We start from the raw sequence: 20,850 nt of genomic DNA, 5'->3' as shown, positions 1-20,850 counted from the left end.
GGCAGCGACAGGACATCCCGCACAGCGGACTGCCGGTTCAAAGCCCCGGAGCCCAGCCGACAGACTCTGCCCACACTTCTGCTCGCGAGGTGATCTCGACGATCAGCGGCCCCTCGGCATCGGCATTGGCGTTCATGTCAGTCCAGCCGCGTTGCGCAAGTTGACGTTTGAGCTGCTCGTAGGCCACCCGGTCCCAAGCGACCTGCCGCAGCCGATCGTTCATACCGCCATCGTCAGCTGATCAGTCGAATACGACGCGGCGCTAGACGCTGATGGGGGCGGCGGTGACGCCGTAGCCGAGGTTGGTGAGCACCTCGCCGGTGGCCTTGGCGAAGTTCAGGGTGATGAAGTGCAGGCAGGGGGCGCCCTCGGCGATGAGACGCTGGCCCATTTCGGTGGCGATCTCGATGCCGACCTCGCGGACGGCGGCATTGTTCTCGTCCGGGCCGTCGCCCGCTGCCCGGCGCAGGCGGTCCAGCACCGCGGATGGCAGCGGGCGGCCGCACAGTTCCTCGGCGCGGGCGACGGTGCGCAGGGAGGTGATGGGCATCAGTTCGGGGATGATCGGCTTGGTGCCCTCGATCGGGTCGAAAGCCGCGATGCGGTCGCGCAGGCGCAGGTAGTGCTCGACGTCGAAGAACATCTGGGTGATCGAATACTCCGCGCCCGCACGCAGTTTCGCGGCCAGGTAGGCGGTGTCGTGGTCCAGGTCCGGGGAGCGGTGGTGCCCCTCGGGGAACGAGGCGACACCGACATGGAAGTCGCCGAGGTCGCGCACGATGCGGACCAACTCCTCGGCGTAGGCCACGCCGTGGGGATGTTTGCGCCATTCACCGAGCGGATCGCCGGGCGGGTCGCCGCGCAGCACCAGGATGTTGCGGATGCCCGAATCGGCGTACGCGCCGACCAGCGAGCGCAGTTCGGCAACGCTGTGCTCGACCGCGGTCAGATGTGCCACCGGCAGCAGGGTCGTCTCCTGCGCCAGCGCGCCGGTGATGCGCACGGTGCGGTCGCGGGTGGTGCCACCGGCTCCGTAGGTCATCGAGACGAAGGCCGGATGCATGCGTTCGAAGGTGCGTACGGCACGCCACAGTCGGGCCTCGCCTGCGGCGTCACGGGGTGGATTGAACTCCACCGAGAAGGGCACCGAACCGCTCGAGTGGGTCCGCAGACTCTGTACCACCGAGGGTGTGCCAGAGACGTTCGGTGGCGTCGGGGACGGCCTCTCAGGGGTCGAACGTCCCCGCACGTTGTCGAAAGTCACCGGTCCAGTGTAGAGGTGACCCATCACGGCTCCACCCCGCTGCGACCCGATGGTGCTCTTACCCAAGGTCCACTCGCCGCGCTCGGTCACGGGCTGTCGGATCGTCACAACCGAACGCGTATTCTGCGACCAGGCGATGTTCGCCATCGCCGGGCGACACGCGCGACCACCCCCGCCCGGCACCGAAGCACTTATAGCGCGCCCCGAACCACCGCGCGCCCCAGCCGCACGACCTTGGAGGCTCCCCTGTCCCTCGGACCTGGTATCCAGACGCCTCAGCCCACCCCACCCACCGGCGCCACCACACCTGCCGACACCACCGCGAACATCACCCCGGCAGCCCCCGGTGCGCCCAGTCGGACGACCCCATCGGCCGACACCACTCCGGCCGCGAATGCCACCCCGCCCGCCGACACCACGCCGCCAGCCGCGAATGCCACCGCGCGACGCGCGCCGAAGCCGGGTACCTCCGCGTTCGTGACGGCGGTCGAAGACGCTCTGAAAGCGTTCTTCCTGACCAGACGTCCGATCGTCGAACCGCTCGGTCCGGTCTTCGATCAGGCCGCCGACGCACTGGAGCTATTCGTGCTGCGCGGCGGCAAGCGGACCAGGCCCGCTTTCGCCTGGACCGGCTGGCTCGGTGCGGGCGGCGACCCCGCCGGACCGGACGCCGCCGCGGTCCTGAACGCCTGTGCCGCACTCGAATTGGTGCAGGCCTGCGCGCTGGTCCACGACGACATCATCGATTCCTCGCGCACCCGCCGCCGCTTCCCGACCGTGCACGTCGATTTCGAGCAGCGCCACCGGGAACGCGGCTGGGCCGGTGATTCCGCACACTTCGGCACCAGCGTCGCCATCCTGGTCGGTGATCTGGCGCTGGCCTGGGCCGATGACATGGTGCACGCCTCCGGACTCGACGCGGCGGCCATTGCCCGTTTCGCGCCGGTGTGGGCTTTGATGCGCACCGAGGTACTCGGCGGACAACTGCTCGATATCCATGGCGAATCGGCGGGCGACGAATCGGTCACCGCGGCACTGCGCATCAACCGCTACAAGACGGCGGCCTACACCGTCGAGCGCCCGCTGCATCTCGGCGCCGCGCTCGCCGACGCCGACGCGCGACTGATCGAGGCCTACCGCACCTTCGGCACCGATATCGGCATCGCCTTCCAGCTCCGCGACGATCTGCTCGGCGTCTTCGGCGATCCGGCCGTCACCGGCAAGCCCTCCGGCGATGACCTGCGCGAGGGCAAACGCACCGTCCTGGTCGCCGAAGCATTGCGCCGAGCCGACGCCACCGACCCGGCCGCCGCGGCCCTGCTACGCACCAGCCTCGGCACCGACCTCACCACCGACCAGGTCGAGCACCTGCGCGCGGTGATCACCGGCCTCGGCGCGGTCGACGAAGTAGAGCGGCGCATCACCGAACTCACCGAACAGGGCCTGGCCGCACTCGAAACCAGCACCGCCACCCCGAACGCCAAGGAGCAGCTGCGCGCCATGGCACTGGCCGCGACGAGTCGCACGCACTAGCAACCCGCACGATGACAACCAGCGACCCGTACCCATTCGACGAGCGCACCGCGGGGACAACCACCGCGGATGCTGTTATGAGAACCATTGAGCCACAGACCGATCGCGCGATTGTCGAGCGCGCTGATCGGCATGCCCCGCGTGGGCTGAGGAGATTCACATGAAAACCGTTGCGGGAGCGACTGATCACGTCGTGGTCGTGGGCGCGGGCCTATCCGGTCTCGCGGCGGCGCTCTATCTGACCGGAGCAGGGCGAAAAGTCACCCTGCTCGAACGCGCCGACCACCCCGGCGGTCGAGTCGGCTTGTACCGCGGCCCCGACTACGAAATCGACTCCGGCGCAACCGTACTGACCCTGCCGGAGCTGATCACCGACGCACTCGCCACCGTCGGCAAGACACCGGAGACCTGTACACCCCCACTACGCATCCATCAACTTTCCCCCAGCTACCACGCCCGCTTCGCCGACGACACCACCATCCGCGTCTTCGCCGATCCCGAGGCCATGGCCATCGAGGTCGCCGACGTCTGCGGCGATGCCGAAGCCCTGCGCTACCGACGGCTGCGCGCCTGGCTCGCGCAGATCTACCAGGCCGAGTTCACCGAGTTCATGGACACGAACTTCGACTCCCCGCTCGATATGGTCCGCTACCCAGCCAAACGCCGCGCACTCACCGCGCTCGTGCGCCTGGGTGGCTTCGGCAGGCTCGGCCCCCGCGTCGCCCGATTCCTGCGCGACCCACGCCTGGCCAGGTTGTTCACCTTCCAGGCGCTCTACGCGGGCATGCCACCCGCGAAGGCACTCGCCGTCTACGGCGCCATCCCGCATATGGACACCTCCCTCGGCGTCTACTTCCCCGAGGGCGGTATGCGCGCCATCACCGCCGCCCTCGCCGACGCGTTCACCGCCGCGGGCGGCACGTTGGAGCTGAATACCGAGGCCACCGGAATCGAATACGCGAGCGGCCGGGCCAGGCAGGTGCGCACCGCCGACGGCCGCGCCTTCGACTGCGACGCCGTCGTCCTCAGCGCCGACCTCGGCTCACTGGAGCGATTCGGTGTACGCCGCCTGCGCCTGCGCGCCGCCCCATCGGCAGTCGTCGCGCACGGCACCATTCCCGCAGCGATCGCACAGCACTGGCCGATCCAGGCCCACCACACCATCGACTTCGGCGACGCCTGGGCGCGCACCTTCGACGAGATCGCCGCTCGCCCAGGCAAAGGCCGTCTGATGAGCGACCCGTCACTGCTGCTGACCCGCCCCGCACTCACCGACCCCACCCTCTACATCGACCGCGCCGACGGCAGGTACGAACCGTTCTCCCTGCTCGCCCCCTGCCCGAACCTCGACGCCGCACCTCTGGACTGGAACCGACTCGGCCCCTCCTACCTACGCGAACTCCTGAACGTGCTGGAGGCGCGCGGCTACCACGGAATCGCCGAACACTTCACCGTCGATCACCTCGACACACCCGGAACTTGGCGCGACCAAGGCATGTTGGCGGGCACCCCCTTCTCCGCGGCACACCTGTTCCGGCAAACCGGACCATTTCGTCCACGCAATTTTTCCGGCGGTAGCGACAATGTGGTTATCGCCGGTTGTGGCACCACTCCGGGTGTCGGCGTGCCAACCACATTGCTATCGGGAAAACTAGCGGCAAACCGGATCATCGGTGCCCCGCGGCCCGCTCGAGATGAATCCCCGCGCACCAGCGGGATAGTGTTCCCGGCGAGCCACTAAACTAACGGCCGACCTATTCACCAGCGGTTGCGACCGCCGACCACTCCGGGGGGACACACACCACATGCATCCCCCTGAGACGACGGCCACCGCGCCCACCGACAACTCGATGAACGCGACCGCAACCGAGGCGCGCCCGTCGAGCGTTGCGCCGCACCGCGCCGCCACGGCGGTCGCCGAGAGCGGACTCCGGACCTGGATCCGGACCTCCGCCGATTTCGCCCGCAGCCCCGAGGGCCATTCGGCGCTGCTCGGTTTGTTCGGCGCGCTGATGATCACCTTCGGCGGATTCGGCGCGGGCAGCGTCCGCAAGCGCGATCCACTGCTCGAGGCGATGCACCTGTCCTGGCTACGGTTCGGCCACGGCTATGCGCTCTCCACCATGGTCATCTGGGTCGGCGTGCTGCTGATGATCACCGCGTGGGTGCGGTTGGGCCGCACCACCATCGGATTCGGCGACCGGCCCGACGCCGGGGTCACGCTGAACGAGCTGCGCGCGATCGTCGGCATCTGGATCTTCCCGTTGCTGTTCGCGGTGCCGATGTTCAGCCGCGACGCGTACTCGTATCTGGCGCAGGGCGCGCTACTGCGCGACGGCTTCGACCCGTATGTTTCCCCGCCGGTCGCCAATCCCGGTGTGCTGCTGGACAATGTGAGCCCGGTCTGGACCGCCACCACCGCGCCCTACGGTCCGATCTTCCTGCTGCTCGGCCGCGCCATTACCGCCATCACCGGAGACAACGTGGTCGCGGGCACCATCGCGCTGCGGCTGGTCATGCTGCCCGGTCTGGCGCTGATGATGTGGGCGGTCCCGTATCTGACCAAACATCTCGGCGGCAAGCCGACCGTCGCACTGTGGCTGGCCGTGCTCAACCCGCTGGTGCTGATCCACCTCATCGGCGGCGTGCACAACGAAATGCTCATGGTGGGGCTGATGTGCGCCGGCATCGCGCTGGTGCTGGAACGCCATCACGTAGCGGGCATCGTGGTCGTCGCGATCGGTGTCGCCATCAAGGCGACCGCGGGTGTCGCGCTGCCGTTCCTGGTGTGGATCTGGATGCTGCACGAACGCGAACGCCGGGCCATGCAGCGCGCCGCGCAATCACCGGGCGCGACGCAATTGGTCGAGAACACGACCGAACCCGCGCGACCGAGCGAGGAAGTGCCGCATCCGGCCTTGATGTTCGCCAAGATCGCCGGACTCGGGCTGAGCGTATTCGCGGTGGTCTTCGTGGCCGCCTCGGCCATCGCCGGGGTCGGCATCGGCTGGCTGACCGCGCTGTCGGGCTCGAAGAAGATCATCAACTGGCTCTCGCTGCCGACGATCCTCGCGCATATGGTCCGCTGGGTGACCCCGTTCGCCATGGATCCGGTGCTCGCGGTCACCCGTGCGCTATGCGCGGTGGCGCTGATCGCGGTGCTGGCGTGGACCTGGTGGCGGTTCCGGCACAGCGAGCGCGAGGCCGTCTTCGGCATCCTGATCGCCTTCGTCGCCATCGTCATCCTGTCCCCCGCCGCACTGCCCTGGTACTACTCCTGGCCGCTGGCGCTGGCCGCCGGATTCGCGCTGTCCACCACCACGCTGATGGCGCTGGTCGGACTGTGTACCTGGTTGATGCTGGTGTTCCAGCCGGACGGCTCGATCGGGCTCTACAGCTTCTGGCACGTCGCCGCGGCGACCTTCGCCGCCGTGGTGGCGGCGCTGTCGCTGCGAACCGTCGACCCGCTGCGATTGCGTGCCAGCCCACCGGAGAGCAATCCGGTCGCCGTCACCCGGTCATGACCGAGGTCGAGTCGGCCGCCGGTATCGCGCCTGACGCGGAACTGGCCGCGGCGTACCGCGTCTGCCGCGAGATCGCCGCCGCCCATGGACGCACCTACTTCCTGGCCACCCGATTGCTCTACGCACCACGAAGACCCGCCGTGCACGCGCTGTACGCGTTCGCGCGGATCGTCGACGATATCGTCGATCACCCGACGCTGGACGCCGAACACGGGCCGGCGGGCGAACTCGATATGGTCGAGAAGCAGCTGCGCGTCGTGCTCGAGCAGGGCGTGCCTGCAGCGAGCGGCCCCGCCGAACGTACCCGGGTACTGATCGCGCTGGCCGACACCATCCATCGCTATGACATTGCGCCCCAGCACTTCTGGACCTTCCTGGACTCCATGCGGATGGATGTGCCTGGCACCGCGCACTTTCATGCCCGCTACACCACCATGACCGAACTGCGCGCGTACATGCGCGGTTCGGCGGCCGCGATCGGCCTGCAGCTACTCCCCGTGCTCGGCACGGTCGTACCGGTAGTCGAAGCAGAGCCCGCCGCCGCGGCACTCGGCGAGGCATTCCAGCTCACCAATTTCCTGCGCGATATCGCCGAGGACTTGGACCGCGGCCGGATCTACCTGCCCGCCGACGAACTCGCGGCCTTCGGCGTGGACGCGGACCTGCTGGCGCACTGCCGCCGCACCGGACAGACCGATCACCGGGTCCGCCGCGCACTGGCACATCTGATCGCGATCAACCGCGACCTCTACCGCGTCGCCGACCCGGGCATCGATCTGCTCGACCCCCGAGTCCGCCCCGCCATCCGCACCGCAGGCACCCTCTACTCGGGCATCCTCGAACGCATCGAGGACTTCGATTACGCGGTATTCGCGCGCCGCGCGGTGGTCCCGCAACATCGTCGGCTGCGCGTCGCGGCGGCGGAGTTCACCACCGCCGCGCTGCGCAGGTCATAAACGAGTTCTCAGAACGGGTCCGCGGCGGCGCGGCGCAGAACTTCGCGCGCCAATGGTCCGTGCAATGCGTCGACGGGCTTACCGGGCAGGCTGTCGTCGTCGGTGAAGATCCACACCAGGATCTCCTCATCGGTGTACTTGGCGTCTTTCATGACGGTGATCAGGCCGGGCAGCGGCTTCACGACCGCACCGGTACGGTCGAAGAAACGCTCGGGCACACCTGCGACGCCGTCGCGGCGCACGGCAAGCAGCTGATGGTCGCGCAGCATCTGATGCACTCGGGTCACCACGAGCCCGAGTTTGTCGGCCACCTCGGGCAGCGGAATCACCGCGACCGACTCAGGAAGAACATCGTCACTGCAAGGAAATGCACTCACGCGAATAACGGTAACCGGTCCCCTGCCGCACGGCGTGAGCCACCCGGGCGGCGATCGCCGATACCATCGTGGTGGCCGCACGAGGCGGTCCGTCGCTTGTCGCACTCGCAGCGAGGGGTGAGAACTTTGTGAAAGCCGGAGGACATCACTTGATCGGGCAAATCCTGGAGGGGCGCTACCGCATCGACGCGCCGATCGCGCGCGGTGGGATGTCGATGGTCTTCCGAGGTGTGGATACCCGGCTGGACCGCCCGGTCGCCATCAAGGTGATGGATCCGAAGTTCGCCGCCGATCCGCAGTTCCTGTCGCGGTTCGAATTCGAGGCGCGCGCGGTCGCCAAGCTCAAGCATCCATCACTGGTCGCGGTCTATGACCAGGGTGTGGACGGCGAGCACCCGTTCCTGATCATGGAGCTGGTCGAGGGCGGCACGCTGCGCGAACTGTTGCGCGAACGGGGTCCGATGCCGCCGCACGCGGTGCGCGCGGTCGCCGAACCGGTGCTCGCGGCGATCGGCGTCGCGCATTCGGCGGGCCTGATCCATCGCGATATCAAGCCGGAGAACGTGCTGATCTCCGATTCCGGTGAGGTGAAGATCGCCGACTTCGGTCTGGTGCGCGCCGTCGCGGCCGCGACCACGACCTCGGCGAGCGTGATTCTCGGCACGGCCGCCTACCTGTCTCCCGAGCAGGTGACCGCGGGCACCGCCGATTCCCGCAGCGACGTCTACTCCTTCGGCGTGCTGATCTTCGAACTGCTCACCGGCCAGGTTCCGTTCACCGGCGACACCTCGATCTCGGTGGCGTATCAGCGCATCGAGAACGACGTGCCGCGCCCGAGCGAGCTGATCGCCGGGGTGCCGCCGGAGTTCGACGAGCTGATCGCGCGGGCCACCAACCGCGAGCCCGCGCACCGCTTCGCCGATGCGAACGAGATGGTGGCCGAACTGCATGCGATCGCGGTCAAGCTGAATCTGCCGCCGTACCGGGTGCCCGCGCCGCAGGAATCGGCCGAACACCTCAGTGCCAGTTTCACGGTCGCCGCGCCGAACCAGCAGCCGGCCCGGGCCGAGGTTCAGGCACCGCAGCCAGTGCAGCACACCAGGGTCGTCACCGCGGCGCGGCCGCGGGTGCCCGACTACGGTCCGCCCGACAACTACGGGCCGCCGGATACCTACGGGCCGCGTGACGGCTACGCGCCGTCGCATTCGCCGCAGCCGTCACCGTTCGTGGAGGACCGCACCAAATCGCGGCGCACGGTGCTGCTGTGGGTGGCCGTCGTCGCGATCCTGACGTTGCTCGTCGGGGTCGGTGGCTGGTGGTTGGGTGTCGGCCGCTATTCGGCGGTGCCGTCGGTGGCCGGGAAGGACCAGGCCAGCGCGATCTCGGCGCTGGAGGATGCGGGCTTCTCGACAGAGGTCAGACAGAAGACCTCCGACACCATCCCGGTCGGCGGCGTGGTCGGCACCGATCCCTCGGCGGGATCCAAGGTCACCAAGGGCTCGACGGTGGCCGTGCTGATCTCCAGCGGCAAACCGCGGGTACCCGATCTCACAGTGGGCGATCAGATCTCGAAGGTCAACCAGCTCATCCGCGATGCCGGACTGCAACCCGTGGACGCGGGCGAAATCGGCAGCTCCGCGCCCAAGGGCACCTTCGCGAAGGTGGATCCGGCTCCCGGCACGGTACTTCCGCTGGCCGCGCAGGTAAAGGTGTACCGCAGCAAGGGATCGCAGCCGATCAAGATGCCCGATGTGCGCGGCAAGACCACCGAGGAAGCGACCAAGACGCTCACCACCGCCGGAATCACGGTGCGCGAGACCAGAACTCAGTTCGATCGCAGCGTCGAGGCGGATAAGGTCATCAGCACCGATCCGACCGCTGGCACCACGATCCAGTCCGGTGACGGTGTGGTGTTGATCGTCTCCAATGCCGTGAAGGTGCCGCTGCTGGTCGGCGCGAGCGTCGGCGACGCCCGCTCGAAACTGCAGGCCCTCGGCCTCCTGGTGACGGTGCGCCAGCTGACCCCGTCCGACAGCTCGGTGGTGATCGGCCAGGCCCCGGGCGTTGGCGCCAGTGTCGAGGCGGGTTCGACCGTCGCGCTGACCGCCCTGCCCTGATCGCCTCCCCGGAACAATAGGAGCGCCGCACGCCGATGAGCGGTGCGGCGCTGCCGATCGAGCGACCCCGGCGATCGCGCGGCCCTGGCCGAAAACCCTTGTTTCAGCGCAGCATTTCGGCGACGAGGAAGGCGAGTTCCAGCGACTGCTGGGTGTTCAGGCGCGGATCGCACGCGGTTTCGTAGCGACCGGACAGGTCCAGATCCTGGATGTCCTGGGCGCCGCCGAGGCATTCGGTGACGTCCTCACCGGTCAACTCGATGTGCAGACCGCCGGGGTGGGTGCCCAGCCCGTGATGCACCTCGAAGAAGCCCTGCACCTCGTCGATGATCCGGTCGAAGTGCCGGGTCTTGTAGCCGGTGGAGGCCTCGTGCGTATTGCCGTGCATGGGGTCGCACTGCCAGATCACCTGGTGTCCGGTCGCCTGCACCTTCTCGATGATGGGCGGCAGCACATCGCGGACCTTGGAGTTGCCCATGCGCGAGACGATGGTCAACCGGCCAGGCTCGTTGTTCGGATCGAGGCGCTCGACGTACTCGACGGCCAGTTCCGGCGTGGTGGTCGGGCCGATCTTCAGGCCGATCGGGTTGGCGAGCAGTTCCGCGAACGCGATATGCGCGCCGTCGAGCTGACGGGTGCGCTCGCCGATCCACAGGAAGTGCGCGGACAGGTCGTAGAGCACCGGCTCGCCCGCCGGGTTCTGGCCCAGGCGCAGCATGGCGCGTTCGTAATCGAGCACCAACGCCTCATGGCTGGCGTAGATGCGGGCTTGCTGCAGGCTCGGGTCGTTCACCCGGCAGGCGGTCATGAAGGCCAGGCCGCGGTCGATCTCCTCGGCCAGCGCCTCGTAGCGCGCACCCGCGGGCGATTGGGCGACGAAATCGCGGTTCCAATCGTGCACGCGGTGCAGATCCGCCATGCCCGCACCGGTCAGCGCGCGCACCAGGTTCATCGCCGCGCTGGCGTTGGCGTAGGCGCGGACCAGCCGCGACGGGTCGTGTTCGCGCACCTTGCCCTCGGCGACCAGCGAGTTGATCATGTCGCCGCGGTAGGACTTGAGACCGAGCGCGTCGGTATCGGAGGAACGCGGCTTCGCGTACTGACCCGCGATGCGCGCCACCTTGACCACCGGCAGGCTGGCGCCATAGGTGAGCACCACCGCCATCTGCAGCAGGGTCCGGATATTGCCGCGGATATGCGGTTCGGTGTTATCGGCGAAGGTCTCCGCGCAGTCACCGCCCTGCATGAGGAAGGCCTCGCCGCGTGCGACCTCGGCGAGCCGCGTACGCAGCTCCTCCACCTCGGCGGCCACGCAGATCGGCGGCACGCTCTCCAGCACAGTGCGCATCATCGCCGCCTGCTCCGGATCCCACGACGGCTGTTGCAGCGCCGGACGCGCCAACGCGTCGTCCAGCCGCTTCCGCAGCTCTGCGGGCAGCGGCGGCAGCTCCGGCAGGCGATCGATCGGTACGTCGACGGTCCAGTTCACCCGTTCAGAATACGGACACCCCGAGGCGCGCAGGTACCCGGTAGTAGGGGTGGATTGTGCCCACCTAGGGTGAGTAGCCGGCACCAGCGCCGCACCGCACCGATCTTTGGAGGAGAGACCGATCTCGCTTCGATATTTTTATGACTGCGAATTCATCGAGGACGGCGTTACGATCGACCTCGTCTCGATCGGTGTCGTCTGCGAGGACGGCCGCGAATATTACGCTGTCTCTACCGAATTCGATCCCGAGCGGGCCGGCCCGTGGGTGCGCAGGTACGTGCTGCCCCAGCTGCCGTCACCGTCCTCCCCACTCTGGCGCAGCCGCGAGCAGATCCGCAAAGACCTCTACGAATTCCTGGTCCCCCGCCCCAGCGTCACCCCCGAATTGTGGGCCTGGGTCGCCGCCTACGACCATGTGGCGCTGTGCCAGCTCTGGGGCTCGATGGTCGAGCTCCCCAACGCCCTGCCCCGCTACACCAACGAACTGCGCCAGCACTGGGAGGCGCACGGTCGCCCCGAACTGCCCCCCGTCCCGCCGGACGCCCACGACGCCCTCGCCGACGCCCGTCACAACCTGGCGAAGTTCGAGGCCATCGAGGCCGCACGCCGCCGCTGACGGCACCTGTTGACCGAAATACCCGAAGGCCCCGAGTCGGATTCGACTCGGGGCCTTCGTATCGGACTGGGCGATCAGTGGCTGTGATTGCCGTTCTGGCCGTTCTCCTGTGCCTTCTGCAGTATGGCGAGCTGCCTGTGCTCTTCCTCGTGCTCGATCTCGAAGGCCTGGTCGCTCTCCTCGCGCGGGTCGGCGCGCAGGAAGCTGCCGGTGCCCGGCTTACCGGCCGAACCCAGCTTGTTCATCTTCTTGGGCACATGCGCGCCCTGGTACTCCAGCGGAATCGGGTGGCCGTGGTCGTCGACCGGGCCGAGCGGCTGGTGCACCTCGATGTACTCACCGTGCGGCAGCCGCTTGATCACACCGGTCTCGATGCCGTGCTCGAGCACCGCGCGGTCACTGCGCTGCAGACCGACGCAGAACCGGTAGGCAAGGAAGTACGCGACCGGCGGCACGACCAGCAGACCGATGCGGCCCATCCAGGTGGTGGCATTGAGCGAGATGTCGAACTTCAACGCCAGGATGTCGTTGACGCACGAGAGCGTCAGCACCACGTAGAACGCGATCGACATCGCGCCGATCGCCGTGCGCACCGGCACGTCGCGCGGACGCTGCAGCAGGTTGTGGTTCACATCGTCGCCCGTGAGGCGCTTCTCGATCCACGGGTACAGCACCAGCACCGTGAACACCAGACCCATGATCAGCGCGACCCAGAACACAGCCGGAACCGTGTAGTTACCGATGTAGATCTCCCACGGCGGCATCAGACGCGCCATACCGTCGGTCCACATCATGTAGAAGTCGGGCTGCGAACCCGCCGACACCTGAGATGGGTTGTAGGGACCCAGATTCCAGATCGGGTTGATCTGCAGCACACCGGCCAGGATCGCCACGATGCCGAGGGTGAAGGCGAAGAACGCGCCCTGATCCGAGGCGAACACCGGCACGATCCGTGCGCCGACAACGTTGTTCTCGGTGCGGCCGGGGCCGGGGAACTGCGTGTGCTTCTGGTACCAGACCAGCGCCACGTGCGCGGCGATCAGCGCCAGGAAGATGCCGGGGAAAAGCAGCACGTGCGCGATGTACAGACGCGGAATGATGATGTCGCCGGGGAAGTCGCCACCGAAGATCATCCAGTGCATCCAGGTGCCGATGATCGGGATACTCATCGTGATACCGCCGAACGCGGCCCGCAGACCGGTACCCGACAGCAGATCGTCGGGCAGCGAGTAACCGAAGAAGCCCTCGAACATCGCCAGGATCAGCAGCAGGCAGCCGATCACCCAGTTCGCCTCACGCGGCTTGCGGAACGCGCCGGTGAAGAAGATGCGGAACAGGTGCACGATGATCGACGCCGCGAACAACAACGCAGCCCAGTGATGCACCTGGCGCACGAACAGACCGCCGCGCACCTCGAAGGAGATGTTCAGCGACGTCTCGTACGCTCGCGACATGGTCACGCCGCGCAGCGGTTGGTAGGCGCCGTTGTAGACGACCTCGGTCATCGACGGATCGAAGTACAGGGTCAGGTACACACCCGACAACAGCAGGATGATGAACGCGTACAGCGCGATCTCACCGAGCAGGAACGACCAGTGGGTCGGAAAGACCTTGTTGATCGACCGCTTCATGAACGCAGCGGCGCGGTACCGCTCGTCCGCAGCGTTGGCCTGATCTGCCACACGACTCATGCCTGCACCTCGCTGGCGCTCGGTTCCGGCATGTGTCGTACACACTGATACATGATTCGCGCCCTCCCGTCGCCCGGCCACCGCCCCTCATCGAATCGCTCCGCGATGCTGTACTCAAATCGTTCGCTCATGAACGACGCTCCCAGTAGGCCGGTCCGAGCGGCTCGATGAAGTCGCCTGCGGCGACCAGGTAGCCCTCGGAGTTGACGGTGATCGGCAGCTGCGGCAGTGCGCGAGCGGCGGGACCGAAGACCGGCTTAGCCCATTCGGTCGCCAGGAACTGCGACTGGTGGCAGGGGCACAGGATCTTGTTGGTCTGTGACTCGAACAACGATGTCGGGCAACCGAGGTGGGTGCAGATCTTCGAGTAGGCGAAGTAGTCGCCGTAGTTGAAGCTCTCCTGGCCCTTGCGCTTGACGGCCGACTGCGCGTCTTGGGTGCGCAGGCGAATCATCATGACGGCGTTGCGGATACCGCGCAGCGACTGGAGTGTCGCGTGCTCGTCACCGCGCCACTTCTCCTTCCACGGGAACACCGTCTCCATGGCGCCCGCGTCCAGATCCTCGGGACGCACCAGAACGACGTCCTCGGGGCGACCGGTGTCGCGGCGGATGTAGACCGTCTCGCCCGGGAAGTCCGGGGTCCAACCCGAAACCCACAGCGGCGACTTGTCGCCCTTGGCCCACGGGTTCTTGATCATGCCGCCGACGAAGACCAGCAGCGCGCCGATACCGAGCACACCGACACCGGCACCAGCCGTACGGGTGATCATCTTGCGGCGCGCCAGCGTGGAGGTGTCCAGTGCGTCCTGCAGCTCGGCGACCAGGGTGCGGCGCTCGACCTCGGGCGACTTACCGTCGTGGCGAGTCTGGATGGACAGCTCGGCGGGGATGAACTTCTTGCGAATCAGCACCACGGCGACGCCGATGACCAGCACCGAAATGCCGAGGCTGAGACCGATCAGCGGGGTGAACAGCGAGTAGGCTGCGTGGCCCTCCTCGTTCGTGCCCTTGAACTCCCAAGGCCAGAACAGGAATACGCCGACCAGCACCGCGGCGGCGATACCGGAGACCGCGAACCAGAACGAGACCTGGCGCTCGGCGCGCTTCTCGGCGCGGGTGCCCGGGATCGGGAACCGCTCGCGCCGGTAGGCGACGTCGACGCCGTCCCGCTCGGTGCCGAGCTTGACCAGCTCGTCGCGAGTCATCGCGTCGAGCTCCTCCTCGGTGGGCTCAGCCGGTGTCGAATTCACCTGCTCGTTCGACGGCTCCGCGCCGTCGTGGCCCTCATCCGGCCGACCCATGTCGTTTGGCTCCTTGATTTCGTTCATGAACGGGATCCGATCCACATCGCGGCGCCCACGACGAGCGTGATGCCGACCACCCAGATGGCCAGACCCTCGGTCGCGGGACCGAACCCGCCGAGATCCCAGCCGCCTGGGCTCTTCTCCTCGGTCGAGTTCTTGACGTAGGCGACAATGTCGCGCTTCTCTTCCGGAGTCAGCTGCCGGTCGGAGAACTTCGGCATGTTCTCCGGGCCGGTGAGCATCGCCGCGTAGATCTGGGCCTCACTGGCCGGTTCCAGCGGCGGTGCGTACTTACCGGAGGACAGCGCGCCGCCCCGGCCGGTGAAGTTGTGGCAGGACGCGCAGTTCATCCGGAACAGCTCGGAACCGCGGGCGATATCGGGGCCGCGCAGCGATTCCTGCGCGATCTCACCGTTCGCATCGCGCACTACCGACGGGCCGCCGCCGTTGGCCGCGATGTACGCGCCGAGGGCATCGGTCTGGTGGGCGTCGAACTTCGGCGGCTTGCGGGTGGCCTGCGCCTGGTTCGCGGCCAGCGGCATACGACCGGTGGACACCTGGAAGTAGACGGCGGCCTCGCCGACGCCGATCAGGCTCGGACCGCGGTCGGTCACGCCCTGCAGGTTGGCGCCGTGGCAGGTGATGCAGGAGGTCTCGTAGAGCTGCTTGCCGTCGCGGATCAATGCGGACTGGTCCTCGTTCGCGGTCGCGACCTGCGGCTCCGGCGTAATCGCGGTGGCAAGGAATCCGGCTCCGACGAGGCCCACCAGAAGCGCAAGCCCACCAGCGATACGACGCCGCATGCGGCGCTGCTTACGCGTCTTGCTGGCCTGGCCGACCGCGACGTCTCCGCGGCTGACCGCCGCGCTGGGGCTGGCGGGCTCTGGCGCTGACGGGGGAGATGAACTCATCTGTGTCCCTTTGAAGTAGACGGAACCGACTTGTGCAAAAGATTTGGGGGTTACTGGCCCGATTAGCGGACGAAGTAGATCGTGGCGAACAGCCCGATCCAGACGATGTCGACGAAATGCCAGTAGTACGAGACGACGATCGCGGCGGTGGCCTGCGCGGGGGTGAACTTACTGACCTTGGTGCGCACCAGCAGGAACACGAAGGCGATCAGACCGCCGATGACGTGCAGACCGTGGAAACCGGTGGTGATGTAGAACACCGAGCCGTAGGCGCTGCTCGAGATCGAGGTGCCTTCCCTGACCAGGTTCGTGTACTCGTACCCCTGGCCCGAGACGAACAACGCGCCCATGATCAGGGTGATCACGTACCAGCGGCGCAGGCCGAACACGTCGCCCTTCTCCGCCGCGAACACACCCATCTGGCAGGTGAACGAGGAGGCGACCAGCACGGTGGTGACCGGCACGGCAAGCTTCAGATTCAGCTCGGTCGGTTCCGGCGGCCAGTTGCCGTGGGCCTGGGCGCGCGCGACGAAATACATCGCGAAGAGGCCTGCGAAGAACATCAACTCGCTCGACAGCCAGATGATGGTACCGACGCTGACCATGTTGGGCCGGTTCAGCGAATGCACACGCTGAGTAATGGCCGAGCCTGGGGTGCCTACTGCGGTCGTCACGGGGGTAAGTATGACTCGTCGTAGTACGACACAAGTACCCGGGTACGAAACTTGTCCGTCCGTGTCGGAAAACGCACGGACAGACGATGTCTCGTGTTCAATTTGCCGAGCCTGTGGCTCGGCGTGTCGGCGGCCCCGAAGGCGAGGTGGGTTGCCGTCCGCGAGCATGACAGGCGTTGGTAAGTAGAGGCTGAGATCGGGAGGCGGATATGGCGCACTGGTGGCAACGGATATTCGGCAGGGGCGGCCCCGCTCCGCTGGATCCGGCGCGCGCCGATCTCGTCGTGGTCGCGTCGAGTTTCGATGATGCCGAGGCGTGTTCAACGGCACTCGAACGCGCCACGGCTCTCGATGCCGACCAACCCGCGGTTCTGCGGCACCATCTGCGGATACCCGCCGAACAAGTGGACCGAGTGTGCGAGATCGCGGCCCAGGACGGGTACGCACCCGCGCCTCGGATCGATGGTGTCGGTACCGATGAGCTGGGATCGCTGATCCTGCAACGGGTCCAGTTGCTCGACGCGCTGCACTGTTCGCAGGAACAGTCCAGAATGGCCGGGCTGGCACAGCGACACGACGGCATCGCGGACGGATGGGACGCGCTGCAACCGGGTTCCACGACCACGTCTGGGTAATAACGGCTCGCCGACTAGGCTCGATCGCGACAAACTGGTGCGCGAAAAACCAGTGTGACGGGAGAAGTGGACATGACTGTGCGGAGCTGGCCCCAGGTGCTCGGGACCCTCGCCGATGGCGGCGACCTGGCAGCGGACGACACGGCATGGGTCATCAACGAGATCTTCACCGATAACGCCACCCAGGCACAGATCGCCGCCTTCGGTGTCGCCATCAAGATCAAGGGCCCCACCCCCGCGGAACTGGCCGGTATGGCCTCCGGCATGCTCGGCCACGCGCGCCTCGTGCGCATCGACGGTGATGCTGTGGACATCGTCGGTACCGGCGGTGATCGATCCGGGTCGGTGAACATCTCGACGATGTCCTCGATCGTGGTGGCGTCCGCCGGAGTTCCGGTGGTCAAGCACGGGAACCGCGCGGCCTCGTCCAAGAGCGGTGGCGCCGACGTCCTGGAGGCACTCGGCGTGAAACTGGCCCTGGGGCCCGAGGCGGTCGCTCGTTGTGTGCGCGAGGTAGGCATTGGTTTCTGTTTCGCGCCACTGTTCCATCCGGCCCTGCGCTTCGCCGGACCCGCTCGTAAGGAAATAGGCATACCCACCGTTTTCAACGTTCTCGGCCCGCTCACGAATCCGGCACAACCGAGCGCCGGACTGGTCGGCTGCGCCTTCGCGGAACTGGTTCCGGTGATCGCCGGCGTCTTCGCCGAACGCGGTGTCAGTGCCATCGTGGTGCGCGGCAACGACGGCCTGGACGAGATCACCACCTCCGACACCACCGACGCATGGGTGGTGTCGGGCGGACGGATGCGCGAAACGACGATCGATCCGACCCGAATCGGCATCGCGCGCGTGGATCTGGACGCGCTGCGCGGGGGTGACGCCGAGGTCAACGCGGGTGTCGCCCGTGCCGTGTTCGCTGGTGTCGCCGGCGCGGCGCGCGACGCGGTGCTGCTCAACTCCGCCGCCGCGATCGTCGCCTACGACCTGTCCCGTGGTGTCGGCGATCCCGACGCCGACATCCACGACGCACTCGCCGCCGGCATCGACCGCGCCGCCGAGGCCATCGACACCGGAAAGTCCGCCGCACTCCTGGACCGCTGGGTCAAACTCACCAACACCCTCGGCGACAACTGAAAACGCGCCACATGTCGGCAGTTCGGTTGTGGCCGTGCGGGCTACAGCGACACCTTCCCCGGCTCCTCCATCATGGTCCCGTGAGCCACGGCCCATTTCCTCGGGTCCGCGCCCCTGCTCGTGATCTGCAAGGCGTGTAGATCCCGACCTCAGCCGCTGTGCTCACTCGCCCAGGGAGAAGCCCGCTTCGACGTCGGCGCTGGAGTAGGACTTGAACGCGATGTGGGTGGTGGTGCGCGCGACGCCGGGGGTCTTGTCGATCCGGCCGGTCACCACCTCGGCGATCTGCTCGTGGTCGCGCACCCGCACGATCGCGATCAAGTCGACATCGCCCGCACAGGAGTAGACCTCGGTGACGCCCTCGGTGTCGGCGACCGCCTGCGCGGTCTCCGGAATGCGGGCATTCTCGGCCTGGATCATCACGATCGCGGTAATCATGGCTGTCAGCCTAATTGGCCCGACCCGAGGCAACGCCCCTGGTTGGGCCGAGCCAAACGCAGCCACCCGGTCGAAGCCGTCCCACCGCCACCCACGGCTCGCCACACCTCCGCCGTCGAATTGCTTCGGTCTCGGAGCGCCAGCGTGGTCGGCCCCACCAATCCGCGCAGTCCTGTCGCCACATCCGCGAGATCCGCCCCGCCGGATTCGCCGTATCCTCATCGATCCGCCGGATCTGCGCGCCCGGCCGGCCATGACCCCGTCACCCAGTACTGTCCGCATACTCCTGCCCGGGAGGTCGAGACCTCGCGGCCGTATCCGCGAGGTCGACCCAGCCCGCCAAGCGTCCCGCGCCACGAATCGGCTCGCCGTAGCCCTCGTTGGTGCGCACGATTCGTACCCCCGGCCGAGCGAGCCAACGCGTCACCAACCCGACCTCCTCCGGTGACGCGCCGCGCAATGGCGGCACCGGCTCCGGCAGCACGGTTTCCGCGGCCGCGACGATGCGTTCGATCACCGGCATCGGCGATACACCCCGCGCCGAAGTTCCCGCCCCGGCCAGGCGTCCATAGCGGATCACCGCGTACTCCCAGCCGCCCGCGCCGTCCGGATGCGCGGCGATGAGTTCGGCGATCCGCGCCACGGCGGCGAGGCGTTGCGTGCGGTGCAGGGCCCGCACCACCGCGACGGTCCTGTCGCGCAGCCGGGCGGCGGCCTCGAAATGTTCGGCGCGCGAGTGGGTTTCGATGCGGTCGAGCATGGCCCGCAGGGGCGCGTCCGAGCTGCCCACGAACAACGCCCGAACCCCCGCCGCCGCGGGTTCGTATTCCTCTCTATATAGAGGCCTGCCATCGACGGCCGCCGGACACCCGCCGACGGTCGCGGGCGGGCACTCGTGGCGACCGTCGCGCGGCAGTCGCGCGGTGCAGGTGCGCAGCCCGCTGTGCTCCGCGATGGTCACCGCGACATCATTCGCGTCCATCCGAGAAGGAAAGGGCCCCAACGCATCCGCGGTCGGCGTGCGCGCGATCGCGAATCGCGGGAACGGCTCCTCGGTCAGCGTGATCCACCAGCCGCGCTTGGGGAATTTCGAGCGCCGGTTATAGGGCGGGGTGTGCGCGACGATGAGCCGCAGCTCGCGCACCCCCGCCTCCAGCCCGTGCGCGCACACCACATGGTCGACCCGAATGGCAAGGGAAACCATCTCTTTCATCCGCCCCCTGGTCTCGGATCCGGTGAAGTAATTGCGCACGCGGCGACGCAGATTCACCGCTGTCCCTATATAGAGGACTTCATCGGAGGGACCGCGGAAGAGATAGACGCCAGGACTCGGCGGCAGATCGGTAGCGAGGACACGCTTGGCGCGCTGGCGCGGCGTGACATTCGGCAGATAGTCGAGCAGCTCGGTCAGACTGTGTACGCCGAGATTGCCGACCCGGCCGATGAGGGCGTGCAGCACATCCACGGTTGCCCGCGCGTCGTCGAGGGCGCGGTGGTTCGGCTGCGTGCTCGCACCGAGCAGCGGCGCGAGCGCGCCGAGCCGCACCGAGGGCGCCTCATCGCGGGCCAGCACCCGCCGCGCCAGCTTCACCGTGCACACCACCGGCCCACTCGGCCACGGTGTGTCCATCCGGGCCGCCGCGGCGCGCAGGAACGCCATATCGAACCGGGCGTTGTGCGCGACGAGCACAGCGCCCTCGGCGAACTCCAGAAAACCCGGCAGCACCGCCTCGATCCGCGGCGCCTCGTAGACCATCGCGGTGGTGATCCCGGTGATCTGCACGATCGCGGGTGGAATGGCCCGTCCCGGGTTCACCAGGGTCGCGAACTCGCCGAGCACCTCGCCGCCGCGCACCTTCACCGCGCCGATCTCGGTGATCGCGTCGCCGTCCGGGCTGGTGCCCGTGGTCTCCAGGTCGACGACCACGAAGGTGGTGTCGTAGAGCGGCGTCTCGAGCTCGTCGAAGGCCAGCTGCAGTGCGGCGGCCTGGCGCGGCGTCGGATCGGGCACGGCGTGCAGCGTAGGGCCTGGGTACGACAGGAACGGCCCGGAAGGGCACCGGGGATTTCACCTGAGAAATGCATGAATTACATCGTGAGGATTTCGCTCCGATTCCCACAAAATGATCTAGAACACCGAAAAGTGATGCAGGTCACATTTATTCCAAAACTGCATTAATCTGCC

At 67.4% G+C, this 20,850-nt stretch carries 19 protein-coding genes; 8 read left to right on the top strand and 11 right to left on the bottom strand.

Annotated elements, in window-relative coordinates; all coding sequences use genetic code 11:
- Positions 1-37 precede the first annotated feature (37 nt).
- The 3 genes from OG874_RS03950 to OG874_RS03940 all read right to left on the bottom strand — a co-directional run bounded on the left by OG874_RS03950 (position 38) and on the right by OG874_RS03940 (position 1,704).
- Positions 38-223: a hypothetical protein gene (locus OG874_RS03950; protein WP_330253767.1), complete on the bottom strand. Its 186-nt coding sequence runs from the start codon at positions 221-223 to the stop codon at positions 38-40.
- Between the two features lie 39 nt (positions 224-262).
- A complete protein-coding gene (locus OG874_RS03945) occupies positions 263-1,264 on the bottom strand; it encodes a methylenetetrahydrofolate reductase (RefSeq protein WP_330253766.1) in 1,002 nt (333 codons plus the stop codon).
- A 275-nt stretch (positions 1,265-1,539) separates the two neighbouring features.
- Complete coding sequence (locus tag OG874_RS03940; protein ID WP_330253765.1) at positions 1,540-1,704, bottom strand: hypothetical protein; 165 nt, start codon at positions 1,702-1,704, stop codon at positions 1,540-1,542.
- Between the two features lie 37 nt (positions 1,705-1,741).
- Here OG874_RS03940 and OG874_RS03935 point away from each other — a divergent pair, with 37 nt between their 5' ends.
- The 4 genes from OG874_RS03935 to OG874_RS03920 all read left to right on the top strand — a co-directional run bounded on the left by OG874_RS03935 (position 1,742) and on the right by OG874_RS03920 (position 7,277).
- Positions 1,742-2,797, top strand: a complete 1,056-nt coding sequence (locus OG874_RS03935; protein ID WP_330253764.1) for a polyprenyl synthetase family protein — start codon at positions 1,742-1,744, stop codon at positions 2,795-2,797.
- A gap of 160 nt (positions 2,798-2,957) precedes the next feature.
- On the top strand, positions 2,958-4,538 hold the full coding sequence (crtI, locus tag OG874_RS03930; RefSeq protein WP_330253763.1) for a phytoene desaturase family protein: 1,581 nt from the start codon (positions 2,958-2,960) through the stop codon (positions 4,536-4,538).
- 109 nt (positions 4,539-4,647) lie between these two features.
- Positions 4,648-6,321: an alpha-(1->6)-mannopyranosyltransferase A gene (locus tag OG874_RS03925; RefSeq protein WP_330253762.1), complete on the top strand. Its 1,674-nt coding sequence runs from the start codon at positions 4,648-4,650 to the stop codon at positions 6,319-6,321.
- On the top strand, positions 6,318-7,277 hold the full coding sequence (locus tag OG874_RS03920; RefSeq protein WP_330253761.1) for a phytoene/squalene synthase family protein: 960 nt from the start codon (positions 6,318-6,320) through the stop codon (positions 7,275-7,277). Before OG874_RS03925 ends, OG874_RS03920 begins: the two co-directional genes overlap by 4 nt.
- 8 nt (positions 7,278-7,285) lie before the next feature.
- Here OG874_RS03920 and OG874_RS03915 read toward each other — a convergent pair whose 3' ends face one another.
- On the bottom strand, positions 7,286-7,654 hold the full coding sequence (locus tag OG874_RS03915) for an Rv2175c family DNA-binding protein (protein ID WP_330253760.1): 369 nt from the start codon (positions 7,652-7,654) through the stop codon (positions 7,286-7,288).
- 149 nt (positions 7,655-7,803) lie between these two features.
- Here OG874_RS03915 and pknB point away from each other — a divergent pair, with 149 nt between their 5' ends.
- On the top strand, positions 7,804-9,771 hold the full coding sequence (gene pknB, locus OG874_RS03910) for a Stk1 family PASTA domain-containing Ser/Thr kinase (RefSeq protein WP_330253759.1): 1,968 nt from the start codon (positions 7,804-7,806) through the stop codon (positions 9,769-9,771).
- Between the two features lie 103 nt (positions 9,772-9,874).
- On the opposite strand, the gene OG874_RS03905 is transcribed toward pknB, so the two are convergent.
- Entirely contained in the window at positions 9,875-11,260 is a 1,386-nt protein-coding gene (locus OG874_RS03905) for a class II 3-deoxy-7-phosphoheptulonate synthase (RefSeq protein ID WP_330253758.1), read from the bottom strand.
- 106 nt (positions 11,261-11,366) lie between these two features.
- On the opposite strand from OG874_RS03905, the gene OG874_RS03900 reads away from it, so the two are divergent.
- Positions 11,367-11,876, top strand: a complete 510-nt coding sequence (locus OG874_RS03900) for a polyadenylate-specific 3'-exoribonuclease AS (RefSeq protein ID WP_330253757.1) — start codon at positions 11,367-11,369, stop codon at positions 11,874-11,876.
- 74 nt (positions 11,877-11,950) lie between these two features.
- Here OG874_RS03900 and qcrB read toward each other — a convergent pair whose 3' ends face one another.
- From qcrB to ctaE, 4 genes are all read right to left on the bottom strand, one after another.
- The gene (gene qcrB, locus OG874_RS03895; protein ID WP_330253756.1) at positions 11,951-13,567 is read right to left on the bottom strand and encodes a cytochrome bc1 complex cytochrome b subunit; all 1,617 of its coding nucleotides are present in this window, start codon (positions 13,565-13,567) and stop codon (positions 11,951-11,953) included.
- Positions 13,568-13,694: 127 nt separating this feature from the next.
- Positions 13,695-14,870, bottom strand: coding sequence for a cytochrome bc1 complex Rieske iron-sulfur subunit (qcrA, locus tag OG874_RS03890; RefSeq protein ID WP_330257162.1), 1,176 nt, complete (start codon positions 14,868-14,870; stop codon positions 13,695-13,697).
- Between the two features lie 23 nt (positions 14,871-14,893).
- Entirely contained in the window at positions 14,894-15,784 is an 891-nt protein-coding gene (qcrC, locus tag OG874_RS03885; protein ID WP_442943276.1) for a cytochrome bc1 complex diheme cytochrome c subunit, read from the bottom strand.
- A 62-nt stretch (positions 15,785-15,846) separates the two neighbouring features.
- Entirely contained in the window at positions 15,847-16,458 is a 612-nt protein-coding gene (ctaE, locus tag OG874_RS03880; protein ID WP_330253755.1) for an aa3-type cytochrome oxidase subunit III, read from the bottom strand.
- A 209-nt stretch (positions 16,459-16,667) separates the two neighbouring features.
- Between ctaE and OG874_RS03875 the strand changes: the two genes are divergently transcribed.
- Together OG874_RS03875 and trpD are read left to right on the top strand one after the other, a co-directional pair.
- Positions 16,668-17,093 carry a ribonuclease E inhibitor RraB gene (locus OG874_RS03875; RefSeq protein WP_330253754.1) on the top strand — a complete coding sequence of 142 codons (426 nt, stop codon included), beginning with the start codon at positions 16,668-16,670 and terminating at the stop codon, positions 17,091-17,093.
- 72 nt (positions 17,094-17,165) lie between these two features.
- Positions 17,166-18,227 carry an anthranilate phosphoribosyltransferase gene (gene trpD, locus OG874_RS03870; protein WP_330253753.1) on the top strand — a complete coding sequence of 354 codons (1,062 nt, stop codon included), beginning with the start codon at positions 17,166-17,168 and terminating at the stop codon, positions 18,225-18,227.
- 162 nt (positions 18,228-18,389) lie between these two features.
- Here trpD and OG874_RS03865 read toward each other — a convergent pair whose 3' ends face one another.
- Positions 18,390-18,665 (bottom strand): Lrp/AsnC family transcriptional regulator, encoded by a 276-nt coding sequence (locus tag OG874_RS03865; RefSeq protein WP_330253752.1) that lies wholly within the window; start codon positions 18,663-18,665, stop codon positions 18,390-18,392.
- Positions 18,666-18,927: 262 nt separating this feature from the next.
- A complete protein-coding gene (locus tag OG874_RS03860; RefSeq protein ID WP_330253751.1) occupies positions 18,928-20,676 on the bottom strand; it encodes a DEDD exonuclease domain-containing protein in 1,749 nt (582 codons plus the stop codon).
- Between the last annotated feature and the right edge of the window lie 174 nt (positions 20,677-20,850).

The sequence above is a fragment of the Nocardia sp. NBC_00565 genome (assembly GCF_036345915.1).
Classification (GTDB): Bacteria; Actinomycetota; Actinomycetes; order Mycobacteriales; family Mycobacteriaceae; genus Nocardia.
The sequence above is the reverse complement of the archived record's forward strand: the minus strand, read 5'-3'. Positions and strand labels throughout refer to the sequence as shown.

Bases quoted from the DNA above. Each gene is read 5' to 3' on its own strand.
- OG874_RS03950 (WP_330253767.1), bottom strand. From the start codon at position 223: ATGAACGATCGGCTGCGGCAGGTCGCTTGGGACCGGGTGGCCTACGAG.
- crtI (WP_330253763.1), top strand. From the start codon at position 2,958: ATGAAAACCGTTGCGGGAGCGACTGATCACGTCGTGGTCGTGGGCGCG.
- OG874_RS03925 (WP_330253762.1), top strand. From the start codon at position 4,648: ATGAACGCGACCGCAACCGAGGCGCGCCCGTCGAGCGTTGCGCCGCAC.
- OG874_RS03920 (WP_330253761.1), top strand. From the start codon at position 6,318: ATGACCGAGGTCGAGTCGGCCGCCGGTATCGCGCCTGACGCGGAACTG.
- qcrB (WP_330253756.1), bottom strand. From the start codon at position 13,567: ATGAGTCGTGTGGCAGATCAGGCCAACGCTGCGGACGAGCGGTACCGC.
- qcrA (WP_330257162.1), bottom strand. From the start codon at position 14,870: ATGGGTCGGCCGGATGAGGGCCACGACGGCGCGGAGCCGTCGAACGAG.
- qcrC (WP_442943276.1), bottom strand. From the start codon at position 15,784: ATGAGTTCATCTCCCCCGTCAGCGCCAGAGCCCGCCAGCCCCAGCGCG.
- OG874_RS03875 (WP_330253754.1), top strand. From the start codon at position 16,668: ATGGCGCACTGGTGGCAACGGATATTCGGCAGGGGCGGCCCCGCTCCG.
- trpD (WP_330253753.1), top strand. From the start codon at position 17,166: ATGACTGTGCGGAGCTGGCCCCAGGTGCTCGGGACCCTCGCCGATGGC.
- OG874_RS03865 (WP_330253752.1), bottom strand. From the start codon at position 18,665: ATGATTACCGCGATCGTGATGATCCAGGCCGAGAATGCCCGCATTCCG.